Origin of the sequence: Polaribacter atrinae (assembly GCF_038023995.1) — a bacterium.
Classification (GTDB): domain Bacteria; phylum Bacteroidota; class Bacteroidia; order Flavobacteriales; family Flavobacteriaceae; genus Polaribacter; species Polaribacter atrinae.
Genome location: NZ_CP150660.1, coordinates 443,511 through 461,714, shown reverse-complemented (window position 1 = coordinate 461,714; position 18,204 = coordinate 443,511). Strand labels below are relative to the sequence as shown.

Annotated in this window: 13 protein-coding genes and 1 other RNA gene; 5 read left to right on the top strand and 9 right to left on the bottom strand. The window is 30.9% G+C overall.

Annotation, left to right across the window (positions count from 1 at the left end; translation table 11 throughout):
* The first annotated feature begins 74 nt into the window (after nt 1–74).
* Both WG945_RS02075 and WG945_RS02070 read left to right on the top strand, forming a co-directional pair.
* A complete protein-coding gene (locus WG945_RS02075) occupies nt 75–509 on the top strand; it encodes an RrF2 family transcriptional regulator (RefSeq protein WP_068452560.1) in 435 nt (144 codons plus the stop codon).
* A 2-nt stretch (nt 510–511) separates the two neighbouring features.
* Nucleotides 512–1,732, top strand: coding sequence for a hypothetical protein (locus WG945_RS02070; RefSeq protein ID WP_068452557.1), 1,221 nt, complete (start codon nt 512–514; stop codon nt 1,730–1,732).
* Here the strand turns inward: WG945_RS02070 and WG945_RS02065 are convergent.
* Complete coding sequence (locus WG945_RS02065) at nt 1,701–3,137, bottom strand: pyridoxal phosphate-dependent decarboxylase family protein (protein WP_068452554.1); 1,437 nt, start codon at nt 3,135–3,137, stop codon at nt 1,701–1,703. The genes WG945_RS02070 and WG945_RS02065 overlap by 32 nt on opposite strands.
* A gap of 269 nt (nt 3,138–3,406) precedes the next feature.
* Between WG945_RS02065 and WG945_RS02060 the strand changes: the two genes are divergently transcribed.
* From WG945_RS02060 to WG945_RS02050, 3 genes are all read left to right on the top strand, one after another.
* Nucleotides 3,407–4,120, top strand: a complete 714-nt coding sequence (locus tag WG945_RS02060; RefSeq protein ID WP_068452551.1) for a DUF542 domain-containing protein — start codon at nt 3,407–3,409, stop codon at nt 4,118–4,120.
* Nucleotides 4,121–4,198: 78 nt separating this feature from the next.
* Nucleotides 4,199–5,842: an OstA-like protein gene (locus WG945_RS02055; protein ID WP_197482119.1), complete on the top strand. Its 1,644-nt coding sequence runs from the start codon at nt 4,199–4,201 to the stop codon at nt 5,840–5,842.
* Between the two features lie 2 nt (nt 5,843–5,844).
* Nucleotides 5,845–7,026, top strand: a complete 1,182-nt coding sequence (locus tag WG945_RS02050; RefSeq protein ID WP_068452548.1) for an aspartate aminotransferase family protein — start codon at nt 5,845–5,847, stop codon at nt 7,024–7,026.
* Between the two features lie 35 nt (nt 7,027–7,061).
* On the opposite strand, the gene WG945_RS02045 is transcribed toward WG945_RS02050, so the two are convergent.
* From WG945_RS02045 to WG945_RS02010, 8 genes are all read right to left on the bottom strand, one after another.
* On the bottom strand, nt 7,062–8,042 hold the full coding sequence (locus WG945_RS02045) for an IS30 family transposase (RefSeq protein WP_068452544.1): 981 nt from the start codon (nt 8,040–8,042) through the stop codon (nt 7,062–7,064).
* 225 nt (nt 8,043–8,267) lie between these two features.
* On the bottom strand, nt 8,268–9,179 hold the full coding sequence (locus WG945_RS02040) for an anti-sigma factor (protein WP_068452542.1): 912 nt from the start codon (nt 9,177–9,179) through the stop codon (nt 8,268–8,270).
* A gap of 270 nt (nt 9,180–9,449) precedes the next feature.
* Nucleotides 9,450–10,145, bottom strand: coding sequence for a peptidoglycan DD-metalloendopeptidase family protein (locus WG945_RS02035; protein WP_068452539.1), 696 nt, complete (start codon nt 10,143–10,145; stop codon nt 9,450–9,452).
* Nucleotides 10,146–10,209: 64 nt separating this feature from the next.
* A complete protein-coding gene (locus tag WG945_RS02030; RefSeq protein WP_068452536.1) occupies nt 10,210–12,477 on the bottom strand; it encodes an aconitate hydratase in 2,268 nt (755 codons plus the stop codon).
* A gap of 334 nt (nt 12,478–12,811) precedes the next feature.
* Entirely contained in the window at nt 12,812–15,589 is a 2,778-nt protein-coding gene (locus WG945_RS02025) for a bifunctional aconitate hydratase 2/2-methylisocitrate dehydratase (protein ID WP_068452533.1), read from the bottom strand.
* A gap of 234 nt (nt 15,590–15,823) precedes the next feature.
* Nucleotides 15,824–16,126: RNase P RNA component class A (gene rnpB / locus WG945_RS02020), an RNA gene on the bottom strand.
* Between the two features lie 187 nt (nt 16,127–16,313).
* On the bottom strand, nt 16,314–17,453 hold the full coding sequence (gene dnaJ / locus WG945_RS02015; RefSeq protein ID WP_068452530.1) for a molecular chaperone DnaJ: 1,140 nt from the start codon (nt 17,451–17,453) through the stop codon (nt 16,314–16,316).
* 157 nt (nt 17,454–17,610) lie between these two features.
* Nucleotides 17,611–18,159 carry a nucleotide exchange factor GrpE gene (locus WG945_RS02010; RefSeq protein WP_068452526.1) on the bottom strand — a complete coding sequence of 183 codons (549 nt, stop codon included), beginning with the start codon at nt 18,157–18,159 and terminating at the stop codon, nt 17,611–17,613.
* Between the last annotated feature and the right edge of the window lie 45 nt (nt 18,160–18,204).

Genomic DNA, 18,204 nt, shown 5'->3' with positions numbered 1-18,204 from the left:
TCGTTTAAAAAATAAATGATATTTATCATACTAAAAGATACTTTTATCTTTATAATTTAGCAAAAAAATAAAAAATGTTATCTAATTCAAGTAAATATGCCATTAGAGCAGTACTCTATCTTACCGAAAAAGCCAGTGAAAACAATAAAATAGGATCTAAAAAGATTGCAGATGATTTAAAAATGCCAGCACCTTTTTTAGCAAAAACATTACAAGAATTGACTAAAAAAAATATAATTAGTTCTGTAAAAGGCCCTCACGGAGGATTTTATCTTACTAAAAAAGATGAAAAAAACTCTCTATTTGATATTATAGAATGTATAGATGGGGTAGAAAAATTTAATGAATGCTACTTAGGTCAATTAGAATGTAGTTCTAAAAATCCTTGTGTTGTTCATCATTTATATGTGCCTTTTAAAGATAAATTAATTTCTAAATTAAAAAAGAAAACTATTTTAGAAATGTCTATTGAATATGTAGAAAATAATAATATTATAAACACTTTATAATAATGATAAAAGCCAAAATACAAAGTTACGTAGCACTTTCCTATTTTTTAATAGCTGCTTCTTTAGGCATTTTATTACGTCTTTTTCCAATCTTAGACATCAACGTTAACTATAAGTTTATGGTGCACACGCACTCTCATGTAGCGCTTTTAGGATGGGTATATATGGGCTTAACAACCCTAATTTTTTATTTATTTATTAATGAAGCAGCAAAAAAAAAGTACACCACATTGTTTGTTTGTACTCAGATTACTATTGTGGGTATGCTTATTAGTTTTCCTATAACTGGGTATGCTTTATTTTCTATAATTTTTTCTACCTTATTTTTAATTTGTTCCTATTGGTTTTATGTTTTTTTCAGGAAAAATAACAATTTGAATAAAGACAGTTATGCTTTAAAATTTATAAACGCATCTCTTCTATTTATGATTGTTTCTAGTATTGGTCCTTGGGCTTTAGGAATTATTATGAATACTTTAGGCAGTACATCTCACTGGTATAAAAATGCCATTTATTTCTATCTACATTTTCAATACAATGGATGGTTTATCTTCTGTTTATTGGGATTATTTTTTCACTTTTTAGAAAAAAATAATAGTATTATTTTTAAGAAAAAAATTACTGTTTTTTTTAGGTTGATGGTGTTTAGTTGTATCTTTACTTTAGCATTATCTTTTCTATGGATAGAACCACCTGTAACCATCTATATATTAGCTACATTAGGAGTTATTACTCAAACCTTTTCTTTAATTCAATTTTATGCAATAATAAAAGATCAAAAGACCATTTTAAAGAATAAAATAAGTCGATTTTTCTTTAAATTATGCATCTTTATTTTTGTGTTATTTTGTTTAAAAATAATAATGCAAACAATTACTGCAATTCCGTATTTTGCAATCTTATCTTATCAAATAAAAGATTTTGTAATAGGCTATTTACACCTCGTCTTTTTAGGAATTATAAGTCTAAGTGTTTTCTTTTTTTTACATCAAAATAAATTAATAACCATTCCTAAAAAATGGATATTAATTTATTTGACTGGTTTTATACTTTCTGAAATTTTAATTTTTTATAAAGGCTTTTGCAATTGGCAGCAATTATCAATCATCAATAATTATTATACCATTTTAGTGCTAATATCTGCATTGATGCCAATTGGTGTTTTAGGATTATTTATTGCTAATATAAAACCTACTTTTGCCACTCTAAAAGAACCTGTTTAGCAAATACTTCACATTGATCTAAAGTATCTGTAACATGCTTTAAAGTTGTTTTTGGGTTAATTAAACACATTCTAATTACTACCTGACTTTGTAAAACAGTAGTTACTAAAAATGCTTCTCTAGAATCTACGACTCTTGTAGAAATTTCTTGGTTTAATTTGTCTACTTCTTCTTCTGTTAAATCTTTATTTAACGGATTATATCTAAAATTGATAATTGCTAAAGTAGCAGGAGAAACAATTTCCCAATTTTTACTTTTTCTAAGGATATCTTCTGTTTTATCTGCTAAATCTATATTATAGGTAATTGCCTTTTTAAACGCATTTAAACCATACGTTTTAATAGACATATAAAACTTTAAAGCTCTAAACCTTCTTGTTAATTGAATTCCGTAGTCATAAAAATTAATTTCAGATTCATTCCCTTCTATATCTCTTAAATACTCTGGTTTTTCACTAAACGTATTGCTTAACCAAGAGGCATCTTTTACTAATAAACAACCAATTTCATACGGCTGAAAAAACCATTTATGAGGGTCTACAGTTAAAGAATCGGCACGTTCTATTCCGCGTAAAATTCGGCTTCCTTTTTTAGATAAAATTGCTGCGGCACCATACGCACCATCAATATGAAACCAAAGATTTTCTTTTTCACAAATATCCGCTAAATCATCTAAAGGATCTACAGTACCAGTATTAGTAGTACCTGCTGATGCAATAATGCAAAATGGTTTTTTTCCTTCTAATTGATCTCTTGCAATCTCATTTTTAAGTTTATTCATGCTAAACTTAAACTCTAAATCTGTCGGAATTATTTTTATTTGTTCTCTCTTAAAACCTAAAACTCTAATAGCCTTAATGTTTGAAGAATGTGCTTGGTCTGATAAATAAATTACGGCTTTAGAAAAATCATCGCCGCATTTTACTCTTCTTGCTGTAGTTAATGCAGTTAAATTAGCCATAGAACCACCACTTGTAAAAATTCCGCCACCTTTAGTAACAGGGAAGTGAAACATTTTTAACAACCAGTTTAAGGTAACAATTTCTAACTCTGCAGCTGCGGGTGAAACTATCCATCCACCAGAAAAAATATTAAAACCTGTTGCTAAAGAATCTGCCATAGTACTTATAAAGTTACTTGGACCTGGCACAAAAGAAAAAGATTTAGGATGCGTAGATATATTGCTATTAGGTAACACATTGTCTACCACAAAATTTAAAACTTCATCTGCATCAGTTGCATTATCTGGAGCTTCTGTTAAGAAAATTGAATCCATTTCTTTTCTAGAAGCTTTAATTACGGGCTTTTTCTTTTCTTCTTCTTTGTAATGGTCTACTATAATATCTACAATCTTATAACCATAAGATTTCATTTCTTCTTTTGTTAAATAAAAAGGTGATTTCATTCTAAAATAATTTTAGTGCAAATTACATCATCTTAAACTTTTATTGAAAGTAAAACTTGTTTTATCTCAATAGTAAGCCCAAAAAACTTCATTTTAACGTTATGAATAAATGATTTTTATTCACCATTTAACATATACTTATCCGAAAATGATATCGTTTTAATACAAATATCTATAATTATGTAAAAAAGTGACAAAAGTCATTTTTTATCCCTAATAATAAGATCATATTTGTTAGGAATTCAAAGCCTATTATTGTGAAGGATCTAATGAATAAAAGTGTTGCAACAATAGTTATTGAGAATATAAATACTGCCTCTGTTTTTAAAAAATATAAAATAGACTTTAGTATTCATGGAAACATGTTACTTAGTCAGGCTTGTGAAGAAAAAAACACCAATTTAAAACACATTCTAAAAGATTTAAAGGCGGTAAATGATAAAGTTTACTATTTAAAAGATTATAATTCTTGGAAATTAGATTTTTTAATTGACTTTTTAGTGAATATTCAACATGAATATAAAGAAGAAAATATATTATTACTAAAAGAATATGGAGAAAAAGTAGCAGCAATTTATGGTGAAGAATATGAAGAACTCATAGAAATTAATCTGTTAATATTAAAAGTTGCAGATAGTATTCTTGAACATATGAAAAACGAAGAACGCATTATTTTTCCTTATATAAAGAAGCTTATTGAAGCGAATACTAAAAAAATAGTGACTAATACAAGTAATTCTCCCTTAAACAGACCTATTGATATCATAGAAGATGATCACCAAAAGGTTAGTAAAACATTTAAAAAAATATCTGAACTAACCAATAATTATAAGATGCCAGAAAATGCATGTATCTCTTTTAAAGTCTTATACCTAAAACTACAGCAATTTGAAGAATTATTAAACAATCATATTCATATAGAAAATAATATCTTATTTCCAAAAGCAAAAAAATTAGAACAATCTTTAATAATGCTTTCGTAACTATATTTCAACTAATTTTTACTTTTCTTTAATACATAGCCATTTTCTTTTCATTATTTTTGCCTCAAATACATTACTTTGAAAAGAATACTTTTTCTATTTTTAATTTTTTCTTCCTTCATTTCTTTTTCTCAAGAAAAGAGAAAAATTCAATATTATGCAGAACAGCAAGAAGCTGATGAAGAAAAATATCCTGGAGCAACATTATTAATTGGTAATGTTAAAATGATTCATGACGGAATTATTTTAACAAGTCAACAAGCATTATACTATAAAGATAAAAACTTCTTTAAAGCTATTGGAAATGTGTTAATTAAGCAAGGAGATACCATTACACAAACAAGTAGTTACGCAGATTACGATGCCAATTCTAAGCAAGCGGTCTCTTGGGGAAATGTAGTTTTAAAAGACCCAACAATGACTTTAACTACAGATACATTACATTTTGACAGATTAAATCAAAAACTATATTATAAAAGTTACGCAACTATAAAAGACCAAACAAATACTTTAAAAAGTAAAAATGGAAACTTTTATTTAGCGGATAAAAAGTTTACTGCAACTACAAGAGTTACCGTAGTAAACCCAGAACATCACTTAGAATCTGATCATTTAGATTATTATACAAATTCTGGACTTACCTATTTGTATGGGCCAACTACCATTACAAATACAGCAAACGACAATAGGATTTATTGCGAAAAAGGTTTTTACGATACAAAAACAGATATTTCTCACTTTGTAAAAAATGCAAAACTCTTCTTAAAAGAAAGAACTGTAGAAGGAGATAGTTTGTATTATGATAAAAATAAAGGTTTTGCCTCTGCGACTAACAATATTCAAGTTATAGATACGGTTCAAAATTTTATTACAAAAGGGAATTACGCAGAAATATTTGAATTAAAAGATTCATTGTATATTATTAAAAAGGCTGTTGCAATATCAATTATAGATAAAGATTCTATGTTTATTCATGGAGATACCCTTTTAGTTACAGGTAAACCTGATAAGAGAATTGTAAGAACGTATCATAATGTAAAAATATTTAAATCAGATTTACAAGGAAAATGCGATTCTATACATACAAATCAAGAAACTGGCTTGACAAAAATGTTTAAAAACCCAGTGATTTGGTCAGATCAAAATCAAATAACAGGAGATACCATACATTTAATTTCTAACGTAGAAACCGAGAAATTAGACTCTTTAAAAGTGTTAAACAACTCTTTTATCGTTTCTAAAGACTCTCTTTCTGAGAAAGATTACGACCAAATTAAAGGTAGAAATATGTTTGGGAAGTTTAAGGATAATAAATTGCACATACTTCTAGTAAAAGGAAACGCAGAATCAGTTTATTTTAATAGAAATGAAGAGACAAATGTATTAGAAACCATTACCAAAGAAATATCTAGTAATATAGAATTTACATTAGATCAAGGACAAATTGAAACCATAAAGTATTTAAAAAAATCTGATGGTAACACCTATCCTCCTTCTAAATTACCAGATGATGTTAGAGAGTTAAAAGGTTTTATTTGGCGAGAAGAAGAACAACCTAAAAAGATGCAAGACATTTTTATAAAGGACGATAAAGTTAAAACACCTTCTAAGACTGAAGAAAAAGTCGAAAAAATCTCAGATCTTCTTATTCAGAAAAAAGTACCCAAAGAAAAAAAAGGTGATAAATTACCTAAGTCAGATATTTCTATAAAAAAACAATAATCTTGAAAACAGATTTTTTTAAATACCAAGCACAAACATCTCCTCACCCATTTGCTTTAGAAATTTCTAAAGCTAAAGGAAGTTATATTTACGATACTTCAGGCAAAGAGTATTTAGATTTTGTAGCAGGTGTTTCTGCAAATAGTTTAGGTCATAATCATCCTAAAGTTACAAATGCTATAAAAGAGCAATTAGATGCTTATGCACACGTAATGGTTTATGGGGAGTTTATACAACAACCACAAGTAGAATTATGTAAATTATTGGCGCAAAATTCTCCAAAGAATTTAAACGCAGTTTACATTACAAATTCTGGAACAGAAGCTACAGAAGGTGCTTTAAAACTAGCCAAAAGAGTTACCAATAGATCAGAAATTATTGCAGCCAAAAATTCTTATCATGGTAACACCATGGGGTCTATGAGTGTTTCGGGTGTAGAAAAACAGAACCAAGCTTTTAGGCCTTTAATTCCGGGTACAAAATTTATTGGTTTCAATAATGAAAATGATATTGCTAAAATAACTTCTAAAACTGCTGCGGTAATATTAGAAACCATACAAGGTGGTGCTGGTTTTATTGAACCAAAAAATGGATTTTTAACCAAAATAAAACAACGTTGTTTAGAAGTTGGAGCACTATTAATTTTAGATGAAATACAAACAGGTATTGGTAGAACAGGTGCTTTTTGGGGATTTGAAAACTATAATGTAATTCCGGATATTGTAATTACAGGTAAAGGTTTAGGTGGTGGAATGCCAATTGGAGCTTTTATTTCTTCGTTCGAAATGATGAGTTTATTAAAAGACAACCCTAAATTAGGGCATATTTCTACATTTGCTGGTCATCCTGTTATTTCTGCCGCTGCAGTAGCCACTGTTAAAGAAATTACTGAACATAACTTAACGAAAGAAGCTTTACGAAAGGAAACGCTTATTAGAAAACATTTAATTCATCCATCAATTAAAGAAATTAGGGGAAAAGGATTAATGTTAGCTGCTATTTTAGAAACTCCAGAACTCAATTCTAAAGTAGTTCTTAAATGTTTAGAAAACGGATTAATACTATTCTTTTTACTTTTTGAACCAAGTGCAATGAGAATTACGCCTCCTCTTACTATTTCTGATGAAGAGATTATAAAAGGGTGTGCTATTATTTTAAAGACTATTGATGAAGTAAATGAATAATTATTTTTCTTAATTCATCTTTATTTATGGTGGATTCAACTGATAAACGCAACTTTAGATTTTCGCTCAATAAATTGATTGAACATTTGATTAGGACTAAAAAAGTCATATCTCTTTCTAGGTCTATTGTTTAATTTATAAATTGCAAGTTCTACTTGCTGTTTTGTGATTAAATCAAAGTTATGCTTTTTTGGAAAATATTGCCTCACTAAACCATTCAAATTTTCATTAGCTCCTCTTTGCCAGCTATGGTAGGGTTTTGCAAAGTAGAAGTCAATATTAAGTGCTTGCGCTATTTGTTTGTGATTGGTAAACTCTTTGCCATTATCAGAAGTGATAGTGTGTATAAAAGGTATCCATGGCTCTAGTAATTCGATTGTTTTTTTTGCTACTTCTTTAGCTTCTTTACTTTTAATATAAGCCATTTTGAGTAGCCCCGTAGCCCTATCGTTTATGGTTAACAAAGCCCCTTTATGAGCTTTACCTATCACTAAATCAATTTCTAAATCTCCAAAACGTTCTTTTTTTTCTACAATACTTGGACGCTTTTCAATAGCTACTCTATCAGGTATTTGCCCTCTTCTATTTTTTGTGTTCCCTCTTTTTTGATAGCGTTTTCCAAGAGTTCTCAGATGCTTGTATAAATTTCCTCCTTGTTTTTTATCTAACCAAATAAATTGATAAATACGCTCTACACTAACACATGTAACAGTTATTTTTTTAGCAATTCCGACTATTTGTTCAGGGCTATAATCTTCTTTTAACCATTTTATAACAAACTCCTTAATTTGATTAGTAAAACCGATATGTTTGGTCTTATTTTTATGACGTTGTACTGTTTTTTGTTGCGCTAATTTAGGTTTGTAAACGCCATTTCTTTTATCTGAATTCCTAGCTAATTCTCGTTTTATAGTCGTAGGATGGACTCCTATTTGTTGCGCTACAAATTTGTTATTACAGCCTTGGATTTTTAAATTCCAAATTTCATATCTTTGGTCTAATGTTAATTGAGGCATATTTTTTTAAGTTTTTGACGACATAAAAATAAATCCTTTTTTAGCAACCTACCACTTTTAAATTAGACCTAGGTCTAATTTAAAAGTGGTAGGTTTTTTCTCCTTAACCAAATAGTTGCGTTTATGATTTGAATCTAAGTATTAAAAACAGAAAAGAGCAATTATTTTCATAATTGCCCTTTAAATAAATCAACCATTAACATAATAGTAGATTATTCTTTTCTGTTATCTTATTACACTTCCAGATAAAACTGCTAAAGGTCCTGCTCCCATTGTAATTACAGTAAAATTCTCTGCATCTGCTGGTACAAAATGTGCTAAAGGCTTTAAAGTAAAAGGTGCAGTGCTATTATCTGGACTTGGTTCTACAGAAATTACCACTGTTTTTCCTTTTAAATCTGTTGGAAAATCTACACCTGCTGCAGACCCTGTTACATAATCTTCTCCTGGATAATCTGGTCCGTTACCTACCGAACCTTTGTAAGGTGAAGTAGCTGCGTTGTCATCTGCTGCATCCACTGCAGTAAAAGTACCTGTACTTACGGGTGTTCCGTCTATAACAACCCATCCTTCATACTTCCATCCATCAGTTAAAGTTGGTAAACCTAAACCTGAAATTGTTGGATCATTCGTATTATCTAAAAACCAAATTCCACTAGCTTCATTTGTATCATCATTATCTGTAGGCGTTGCTAAAATGTATTTTCCCCAAGAAGATCCTAAACCTAAAATATCTCCAGTTGCATCAACAACTATATTATCAGAATTTACATTTGCAGTATCTCCAGAAAAATCTCCTGCTAAAATCTTTGTTGCTGCTGGTGCTAAAGCATCTGCTCCAGTTTCTCCTGCTGGCTCAATAGATAAAACAAATGTTGTTGCTGCTTGTAAATCATCAATTCCAACAGTATATGTTTGCGGAAAATCTACACTTGTAAAAGTACCTGTACTTACGGGACTTCCATTTACAATTAACCATCCTTCATAAACAAAATCAGCTCCTAATACTTCTAAACCTGTAAAGTCTACGGTTAAACTTCCTGTTGTTGGTACACTGTTGTTGTCTTCATCATCGCTACATGCCACAAAAGTTGTTGCGATTGCAAATGCGATTGCTAAATTTAAAATTTTTTTCATCTTATTAATATTTATGTTAATGTTGATGACAAAGTTAAATTCTTAATGAATCATGAAATGTTAGCTAGCGTCCTCTTCAAAGTAGATATAATCACTTTTTTTATAGGCATCAAAAGTATGACACTTTTTATATTCTTTAAATTTGTGCGGACAAAGAAGGTTAAATAAGTTTACGTTATCAAAAAACCATAAGTTATTCATAAAAGGTGTTTTAGTTTTGGTTATCTAATAAGTCTATAAACAGCGTAATAGCTTACAAAAACGCAAAAACTAAATAGCTGATTTTAGTAATAAATTTGGGTTTGGACAATTATTTTTATAAAATACTATATTTTCTTCGGATGAAACTCCAGGATAGTCTCCAAAATTGTCTAGTAAATCTCTAATTATTTGAAAATGTAAATGTGGTGCATAATCTCCATTTACAGCTGCACTTCCTAAATATCCAATGATATTTCCTTGTAAAACAGTATCACCAATTTTTATGTTTTCTATAGAAGCTGTAGATAAATGTCCATATAAAGTATAAAAAACCTCTTTTTCAACTTGATGTTTTAAGATAATAGTTGGGCCATAATCTCCATAATTCTTATTATTTTTAAAACTATGGATTTTTCCATCTAAAGCTGCCAATACTTTGGTGTTTTCATCACACCACAAATCAACACCTAAATGAATGTTTCTTTTTTCATTTTCTGATAGTTTTTTAAAATAATCACTTCTATCATAGATATTCCTTTTTTCTAAATAACCACCAAATGCAACTTCAGCTTTATTATTTGTTAGAAAAGAGGCTAAATAAGTTTCCCATTCTATGGATGAAGAAATATCAAAATGTAATAAATCTTTATTTTTTGATGAAATTACTATCGGAAAATACTTATCAAAAGAAATACTTGCGTCAATAACTGCAATTGGTTCTTCTGATATTTGACTTAAAAATTGATTAAAACTTTCTGTATTCATACTTCTATATTACAAAAAAACTCCCGAATTTCTCCGAGAGTTTTATATTTAAATACTTAAAATATTAAGCATTTTCTTTCTTAATTAAATTTAATGCAGAACCTTCGTTATACCATTCTATTTGACCTTGGTTATAGGTATGGTTAACTTTAATTACGTTTTTTGTCCCATCAGCATGTACGATTTCAATCGTTAAAGGTTTGTCGGCTGCAAACTCATTTAAATCTAAGAAGTTAAATGTATCGTCTTCTTGAATTAAATCGTAATCTGCTTCATTATCAAATGTTAAACCTAACATTCCTTGTTTTTTCAAGTTTGTTTCATGAATACGCGCAAAAGATTTTACTAAAACAGCAGCAACTCCTAAATGTCTAGGCTCCATTGCAGCGTGTTCTCTAGAAGAACCTTCACCATAATTATGATCTCCAACAACAATAGATTTTATACCTGCAGCTTTATAAGCTCGTGCCGTATCAGGTACTCCACCAAATTCTCCGGTTAATTGATTTTTAACAAAATTTGTTTTCTTACCAAAAGCATTTACAGCTCCAATTAAACAGTTGTTAGAAATATTATCTAAATGACCTCTGTAACGCAACCATGGTCCTGCCATAGAAATATGATCTGTTGTACATTTTCCAAAAGCTTTTATTAATAATTTTACACCTGTTAAGTTATTTCCTAATGGTGTAAAAGGTTCTAATAATTGTAATCTTTCAGAATCGTCTTTTACCGCAATTTTAACATGACTTCCATCTTCTTCTGGTGCTAAATAACCATCGTCTTTTACTTCAAAACCTTTTGGAGGTAATTCCCATCCTGTAGGTTCGTCTAACATTACTTCTTCTCCGTTTTCGTTGATTAACTTATCCGTAATCGGATTAAAATCTAAACGACCAGCAATTGCAATAGCAGCTGTTAATTCTGGCGAAGCAACAAAGGCATGTGTATTTGGGTTACCATCTGCACGCTTTGCAAAGTTTCTATTAAAAGAATGAACAATACTGTTTTTAGGTGCATTTTTTGGATCATCATAACGTGCCCATTGACCGATACATGGTCCACAAGCGTTTGTAAAGATCTTTGCATCTAATTTTTCGAAGATGCCAATAATACCATCTCTATCTGCTGTATATCTTACTTTTTCTGAACCAGGATTAATTCCTAATTCCGATTTCATTTTTAATCCTTTGTCAATTGCTTGTTGCGCAATTGATGAAGCTCTCGATAAATCTTCGTAAGAAGAGTTTGTACAAGAACCAATTAATCCCCATTCTACTTTTAATGGCCAATCATTATCATTTGCAGCTTTTTTCATATCTGCACCTGCTTCTGTAGATAAATCTGGTGTAAAAGGTCCGTTTAATAAAGGGCCTAATTTAGATAAATCAATTTCTATAACTTGGTCAAAATATTCTTCTGGGTTTGCATATACTTCAACATCACCTGTTAAATACTCTTTCACTTCATTTGCAGCGTCTGCAACATCACTTCTATCTGTAGCACGTAAATAACGTTCCATAGATTCATCATACCCAAAAGTAGAAGTTGTAGCTCCTATTTCTGCTCCCATGTTACATATAGTACCTTTACCAGTACAAGACATAGAAGTTGCTCCTTCTCCAAAATACTCAACAATTGCACCTGTACCTCCTTTTGCAGAAACTATACCAGCAACTTTTAAAATAACATCTTTTGGAGCTGTCCAACCAGAAAGTTTTCCGGTTAATTTAACACCTATTAATTTAGGAAACTTTAATTCCCAAGCCATACCCGCCATAACGTCTACAGCATCTGCACCACCAACACCAATTGCAACCATACCTAAACCACCAGCATTTACTGTGTGAGAATCTGTACCAATCATCATTCCACCTGGAAATGCATAATTTTCTAAAACTACTTGGTGAATAATTCCTGCTCCTGGTTTCCAAAATCCTAAGCCGTATTTATTAGATACAGATTCTAAGAAATTAAAAACTTCATTACTTGTATTTAGAGCAGATTGTAAATCCATACTTGCTCCGTTTTTAGCCTGAATTAAATGATCACAGTGCGTTGTTGTAGGTACTGCCACTTTACTTTTACCAGCTTGCATAAATTGCAGTAATGCCATTTGGGCAGTTGCATCTTGTAATGCAATTCTATCTGGAGCAAAATCTACATAGTCTTTACCTCTAACAAAAGCTTTATCAGCTGTTTTATCCCATAAATGCGAATACAGAATTTTTTCTGCTAAGGTCAAAGGTTTCCCTGTAAGTTTACGAGCTGCATCTACACGTTCTACAACGTTAGAATACACTTTTCTAATCATATTAATATCAAATGCCATAAATTTATATGTAATTTAGTTGTTAATAATTTATAAGTACACTAAGATACAAAATATCTAATAATTATTTTAATTGAATTCTACTTAGAAAAGATTTAATACTGATAGTGAAATAGAAAATTTTGATTACTAATAAATAATTTGGAAAAAAATGAACTTAACCGGGTTAGGGATTGAAATGAAAATCCTTTTTGTGAAGTACGAACAAAAAGATTGTAATGTAAAGCCCGACCACGCTTTTTGGCGTGGTAACCCCCAAATTCTTTAGAAAAAGAGCAAAAAAAAAGCCTGAGTTTAAAACTCAGACTTTTCTATATAATTTATAATCTTTAGATTATCTTACTAATTGTTTTTGAGATGGCTTAAATTTCGTTAAAACAATTCCGTCTACAGCTGCTTCGTATTCTGCCATAGTTGGTGTTCTACCTAAAATTGTAGACAATACAACTACTGGTGTAGAAGATAATAAAGATTCTCCTTTTTTCTCTCCAGAATCTTTTACAACTCTTCCTTGGAATAAACGTGTAGATGTTGCCATTACAGTATCTCCTGGTGCTGCTTTTTCTTGGTTACCCATACATAAATTACAACCTGGACGCTCTAAATATAACATGTTTTCGTATCCTGTACGTGCTACTCCTTTTGGTGCGTTGTCATCGAATTCGAAACCAGAATATTTTACTAAAACATCCCAATCACCTTCTGCTTTTAACTCATCAACAATATTGTATGTTGGTGGTGCAACTACTAAAGGTGCTTTAAATTCAACTTTACCATATTGAGCTTCTACGTTCTTTAACATTTGAGCTAATATTTTCATATCACCTTTGTGAACCATACAAGATCCTACGAAACCTAAATCTACTTTTTTAGTTCCTCCGTAGTAAGATAATGGTCTAATGTTATCATGTGTATAACGTTTAGAAACATCTTCATTATTTACATCTGGATCAGCAATCATTGGTTCTGCGATTTCATCTAAATCGATAACAACTTCTGCATGATATTTAGCATTTGCATCTGGTCTTAAAGATGGTTTAATACCCGTTTTAAGTTCAGTAATTCTAGTATTTGCTTTCTCTACAAGACCTTTAAGAACTTGTTTTGCATTGTCCATACCTTTATCAATCATGATTTGGATACGACCTTTTGCAATCTCTAAAGATTCAATTAAAGTATCATCTTCAGAAATACAGATAGAAGCTTTTGCTTTCATCTCTGCGGTCCAATCTGTAAATGTAAATGCTTCATCTGAAGTAAGTGTACCAATATGAACCTCAATGATTCTACCTTGGAAAACGTTTTCTCCTCCAAATTGCTTTAACATTTGAGCTTGTGTAGCGTGTACTACATCACGGAAATCCATATAAGATTTCATTTGTCCTTTAAAAGTAACTTTTACAGATTGAGGAATTGGCATAGAAGCCTCACCTGTAGCTAATGCCAAGGCAACGGTTCCTGAATCTGCTCCGAATGCAACACCTTTAGACATACGTGTATGAGAATCTCCACCAATAATGATATCCCAATCTCCTACTGTAAGATCGTTTAATACTTTATGAATAACATCTGTCATTGGAAAATATTTCCCTTTAGGATCACGACCAGTAATTAAACCAAAATCGTTCATAAAACTCATTAATCTTGGAATGTTTGCCTTAGACTTATCATCCCAAACAGAAGCTGTATGACAACCAGATTGGTAAGCTCCATCTACAATTGGAGAGATCACTGTAGCAGCCATCATTTCTAATTCTTGAGATGTCATTAAACCTGTAGTATCTTGAGAACCTACAATGTTTACTTCTACACGCACATCTGAACCTGCATGTAATACTTTACCTGGAGTAGTTCCAACAGCATTTTTATTGAATATTTTTTCAACAGCCGTTAAACCTTGTCCTTCAATAGAAATTTCTTTTGATGGTGCATACACTGGCACTACATCAATACCTAATACTTTAGACGCAAAGGTTTGTAATTTTTTACCGAAAACAACAGCGTAAGAACCACCTGCTTTCATAAACTCCATTTTTTGTGGTGTAAATGCTGCAGAAATATCTTTTAATTCTGTATCTCCGTTATATAATTTTTTCTCTTTTGTATTAATTGTAAGAACTGTACCTGTTGCTACAGAATACTCTTCTTTTAATACTGGATCTCCATTTTCATCACGAATAGTGTTGCCTTCAGCATCTTTTTGTTGTACCCAGTTTTTAAGGTCTAAACCAATACCACCTGTTACACCAACTGTAGTTAAGAAAATTGGTGAAATTCCGTTTGTACCAGCAATTACCGGAGCAATATTTATAAATGGTACATATGGGCTAGCTTTAATACCTGTCCATAACGCTACGTTATTTACACCTGACATTCTAGAAGACCCAACACCCATTGTTCCTTTTTCTGCAATTAACATCACACGTTTGTCAGGATGTTGCGCTTGTAAAGCTTTTAATTCTGCTTGTTGTTCTTTATTATGTTCGAATAAACATTGACCATGTAATTCTCTATCTGAACGAGAGTGTGCATCACCACCTGGAGATAATAAATCTGTAGAAATATCACCTACTCCTGCGATAAATGTAACAACATCTATTTTTTCTTCTATTTCTGGTAATTTTGTAAAAAACTCTGCATTTGCGTAACTTTTAATAAGATCAATTGCAATTTTATTACCTTTATTAAATGCTTCTTCTAAACGTACTGTATCTGCTTCGTAAAGAAAAACTTGTGTTTTTAATACATCTGCAGCTTGTTCTGCAATCGCAGCATCTGATCCCAAAGCTAAATCTAATAACACTTTTATAGATGGACCACCTTTCATGTGTGATAATTGCTCAAATGCAGAAGAAGTTGTAATTTCTTTTACAATTGATTCACCTAAAATAATTTCCTTTAAAAATTGAGCTTTTACACCAGCAGCACTTGTGGTTCCTGGTAAAACGTTATAGATAAAAAAGTTCAAAGATTCTTCCCTGTACTCGTTTTCTAAATCTTTAATTTGTTCTATGATTTTGCTTAATAATTCTGCACTATCAATTGGTTGTGGATGAAGTCCTTGCTCTTTACGTTCTTCTATCTGTTTAAGGTAGTCTTTATAAATACTCATGAAAGAAATCTTTAGTTACTGTAGGCCTTAATAATTCTTATAAACTAAAAGCCAAACTGTAAAATTATTTATTTATTTTAGTATGACAAACTTACATTTTTTATATTAAAATTAAAAGATAAATAATAGATTGCGTAAATTAATGAATAAAAAAAAGTTATTTGATAAAACACTGATTTTAAATCAACAAAAAGGATTGTTTCTTGATTTATTTTGAAGTTTTAATAATTATATAGAAAATGCAGACTAATAAGCCGAATCCTGTACCTTAAAAAGGCTCTTATCATTTATCTAGTTCTAAAATTACTCTTAGAATCTATCTGCCTACCCTTTAGAATCGAGCGAGTAGCTCTCAAGCTCTAATATACATGGCATTGCACCTCATAGAGTTTACCTGGTTTCACTACAGCCTAACTGTACATTCTTTCTGTTGCACTGGTCCTCAGCTCTCGCTGGACGGATGTTATCCGCTATGATACTCTTTGGTGTCCGGACTTTCCTACTTGCATACACAAGTCGATAAGATAAGTCTGCAATTTCTATATTATTTTATATACATTTTCTTTAATCAAAAAAAACCCACTCATAAATGAGTGGGAAAAATTGCTATGAAAAAGAAAAAGTGTTGCTGATTTCTCAACAACACTGCAAATATATATTAAATTGTAATACAAAAAACTATTTTACGATAAAAATACTGCTTTTTTTTCAAATTAACATTATTTTATGAAAACATGTCTTTTACTTTTTCAAAAAATGATTTATCAGACTTATTAGGACTCGGTCTAAAGTTTTCATTATCAGACATCTTATCAAAGAATTGTTTTTGTTCTTTGTTTAATTCTTGCGGAGTCCAAACATTAATATGAATTAAGAAATCTCCTGTTCCATAACGCTCTATACTTGGTAGACCTTTACCTTTTAATCTTAAAATTTTACCAGATTGGGTACCTGCATCAATTTTAATCTTTACTTTACCTGTAACAGTATCTACTTCTTTGCTTGTACCTAAAACTGCTTCAGAAAAGTTTACATATAAATCATAATGAATATTAGTTCCTTCTCTCTTTAAAGTATCATGAGGAACTTCTTCAATTAAAACTAATAAATCTCCTGCAATAGAATTTTTACCAGGAGCTTCATTACCTTTTCCTCCTACTTTTAATTGAACTCCTTCTGTAACTCCTTCTGGAATATTGATAGAAACTGTTTCTTCTTTAATAATTAACCCTTGTGCATCTGCACCAGCTGGTTTACTATTCATAATTTCTCCTGCACCAGAACAAGTACCACAAGTAGTAGCTGTTTGCATTCTACCTAAAATAGTATTAGTAACACGCATTTGCTGACCAGAACCATTACATGTAGTACATGTTTTATAAGTAACTCCGTCTGCTTGAACTTTACGTCTAACTTTTACTTTCTTTTCTACTCCTTTAGCAATTTCTTCTAAAGTAAGTTTTACGCGAATTCGCATATTACTTCCTTTAACTCTAGCTTGTCGTTGGCCTCCACCACCGTTAAAGCCTCCAAAACCACCACCAAAGCCGCCGCCGCCGAAGATATCTCCAAACTGACTGAATATGTCATCCATATTCATACCGCCGCCGCCGAAACCGCCGCCGCCACCTTGAGGACCTTCAAAACCAGCATGACCATATTGATCATAACGTGCTTTTTTGTTTTCGTCACTTAAAATTTCATAAGCTTCTGCTGCCTTTTTAAAATTTTCTTCAGCAGTTTTATCATCCGGGTTTTTATCAGGATGATATTTAATTGCCATTTTTCTATATCCTTTCTTAATTTCTGCTTGTGTTGCAGATTTTGAAAGACCTAATATTTCGTAAAAATCTTGTTTTGCCATTTCTTTTTTTAGTTTTCAGTACACAGTTGCAGTTTTCAGTGCTCACTGTTTACTACTACTACTACTCATACTATCTTAGAGAATACTTTTTTTTTGCAGTGTTCAGTTAGCCATGTTCAGTCAGTTTTTTACTGCTTACTGCCAACTGAAGACTGATTTATTGTCCGATTACCACTTTTGGATAACGAATAATTTTATCTCCTAATTTGTATCCTTTTTCAACACAATCAATTACTTTTCCTTTTAAATCTTCTGTTGGAGCAGGAATTTGTGTAATTGCTTCATGAATTTCGGCATCAAAAGTATCACCAGCATTTGTTTCTACTTTAGAAAGTCCTTTTAACTCTAAAGTATTGTAGAATTTCTGATAAATCAATAAAACACCTTTTCTTAAGTCTTCTGCTTCTTTATCATCTTCGATATGTGTCAGCGCACGCTCAAAATCATCAATAATTGGCAGTAAAGATGTCATTAATTCTTGTCCAGCAGTTTTAAATAACTCTATTCTTTCTCTAGAAGTTCTTTTTTTGTAGTTTTCGAACTCTGCAAACAAACGTAAAAACTTATCTTTTTCAGCCTGAAGTAATTCTTCTGTTGTAGGTTCTTCTTTTACAACTTCTGCTTCAACCTCCTGATTTTCTTCAACTTGAACAGCTTCTTGTTCGTTTATTATTTCTTCTTCTTTGATGTTATCTTTCTTACTCATTATCTTTGTAGTCGTTAAAATGTCTACAATTAAAAAGCAAAAACG

What these genes read in the sequence shown, in the direction of transcription:
- WG945_RS02010 (WP_068452526.1), bottom strand. Translation starts at nt 18,159, where the DNA reads ATGAGTAAGAAAGATAACATCAAAGAAGAAGAAATAATAAACGAACAA.
- WG945_RS02030 (WP_068452536.1), bottom strand. Translation starts at nt 12,477, where the DNA reads ATGGCATTTGATATTAATATGATTAGAAAAGTGTATTCTAACGTTGTA.
- WG945_RS02060 (WP_068452551.1), top strand. Translation starts at nt 3,407, where the DNA reads ATGAATAAAAGTGTTGCAACAATAGTTATTGAGAATATAAATACTGCC.
- WG945_RS02025 (WP_068452533.1), bottom strand. Translation starts at nt 15,589, where the DNA reads ATGAGTATTTATAAAGACTACCTTAAACAGATAGAAGAACGTAAAGAG.
- WG945_RS02075 (WP_068452560.1), top strand. Translation starts at nt 75, where the DNA reads ATGTTATCTAATTCAAGTAAATATGCCATTAGAGCAGTACTCTATCTT.
- WG945_RS02045 (WP_068452544.1), bottom strand. Translation starts at nt 8,042, where the DNA reads ATGCCTCAATTAACATTAGACCAAAGATATGAAATTTGGAATTTAAAA.
- WG945_RS02035 (WP_068452539.1), bottom strand. Translation starts at nt 10,145, where the DNA reads ATGAATACAGAAAGTTTTAATCAATTTTTAAGTCAAATATCAGAAGAA.
- WG945_RS02040 (WP_068452542.1), bottom strand. Translation starts at nt 9,179, where the DNA reads ATGAAAAAAATTTTAAATTTAGCAATCGCATTTGCAATCGCAACAACT.
- dnaJ (WP_068452530.1), bottom strand. Translation starts at nt 17,453, where the DNA reads ATGGCAAAACAAGATTTTTACGAAATATTAGGTCTTTCAAAATCTGCA.
- WG945_RS02065 (WP_068452554.1), bottom strand. Translation starts at nt 3,137, where the DNA reads ATGAAATCACCTTTTTATTTAACAAAAGAAGAAATGAAATCTTATGGT.
- WG945_RS02070 (WP_068452557.1), top strand. Translation starts at nt 512, where the DNA reads ATGATAAAAGCCAAAATACAAAGTTACGTAGCACTTTCCTATTTTTTA.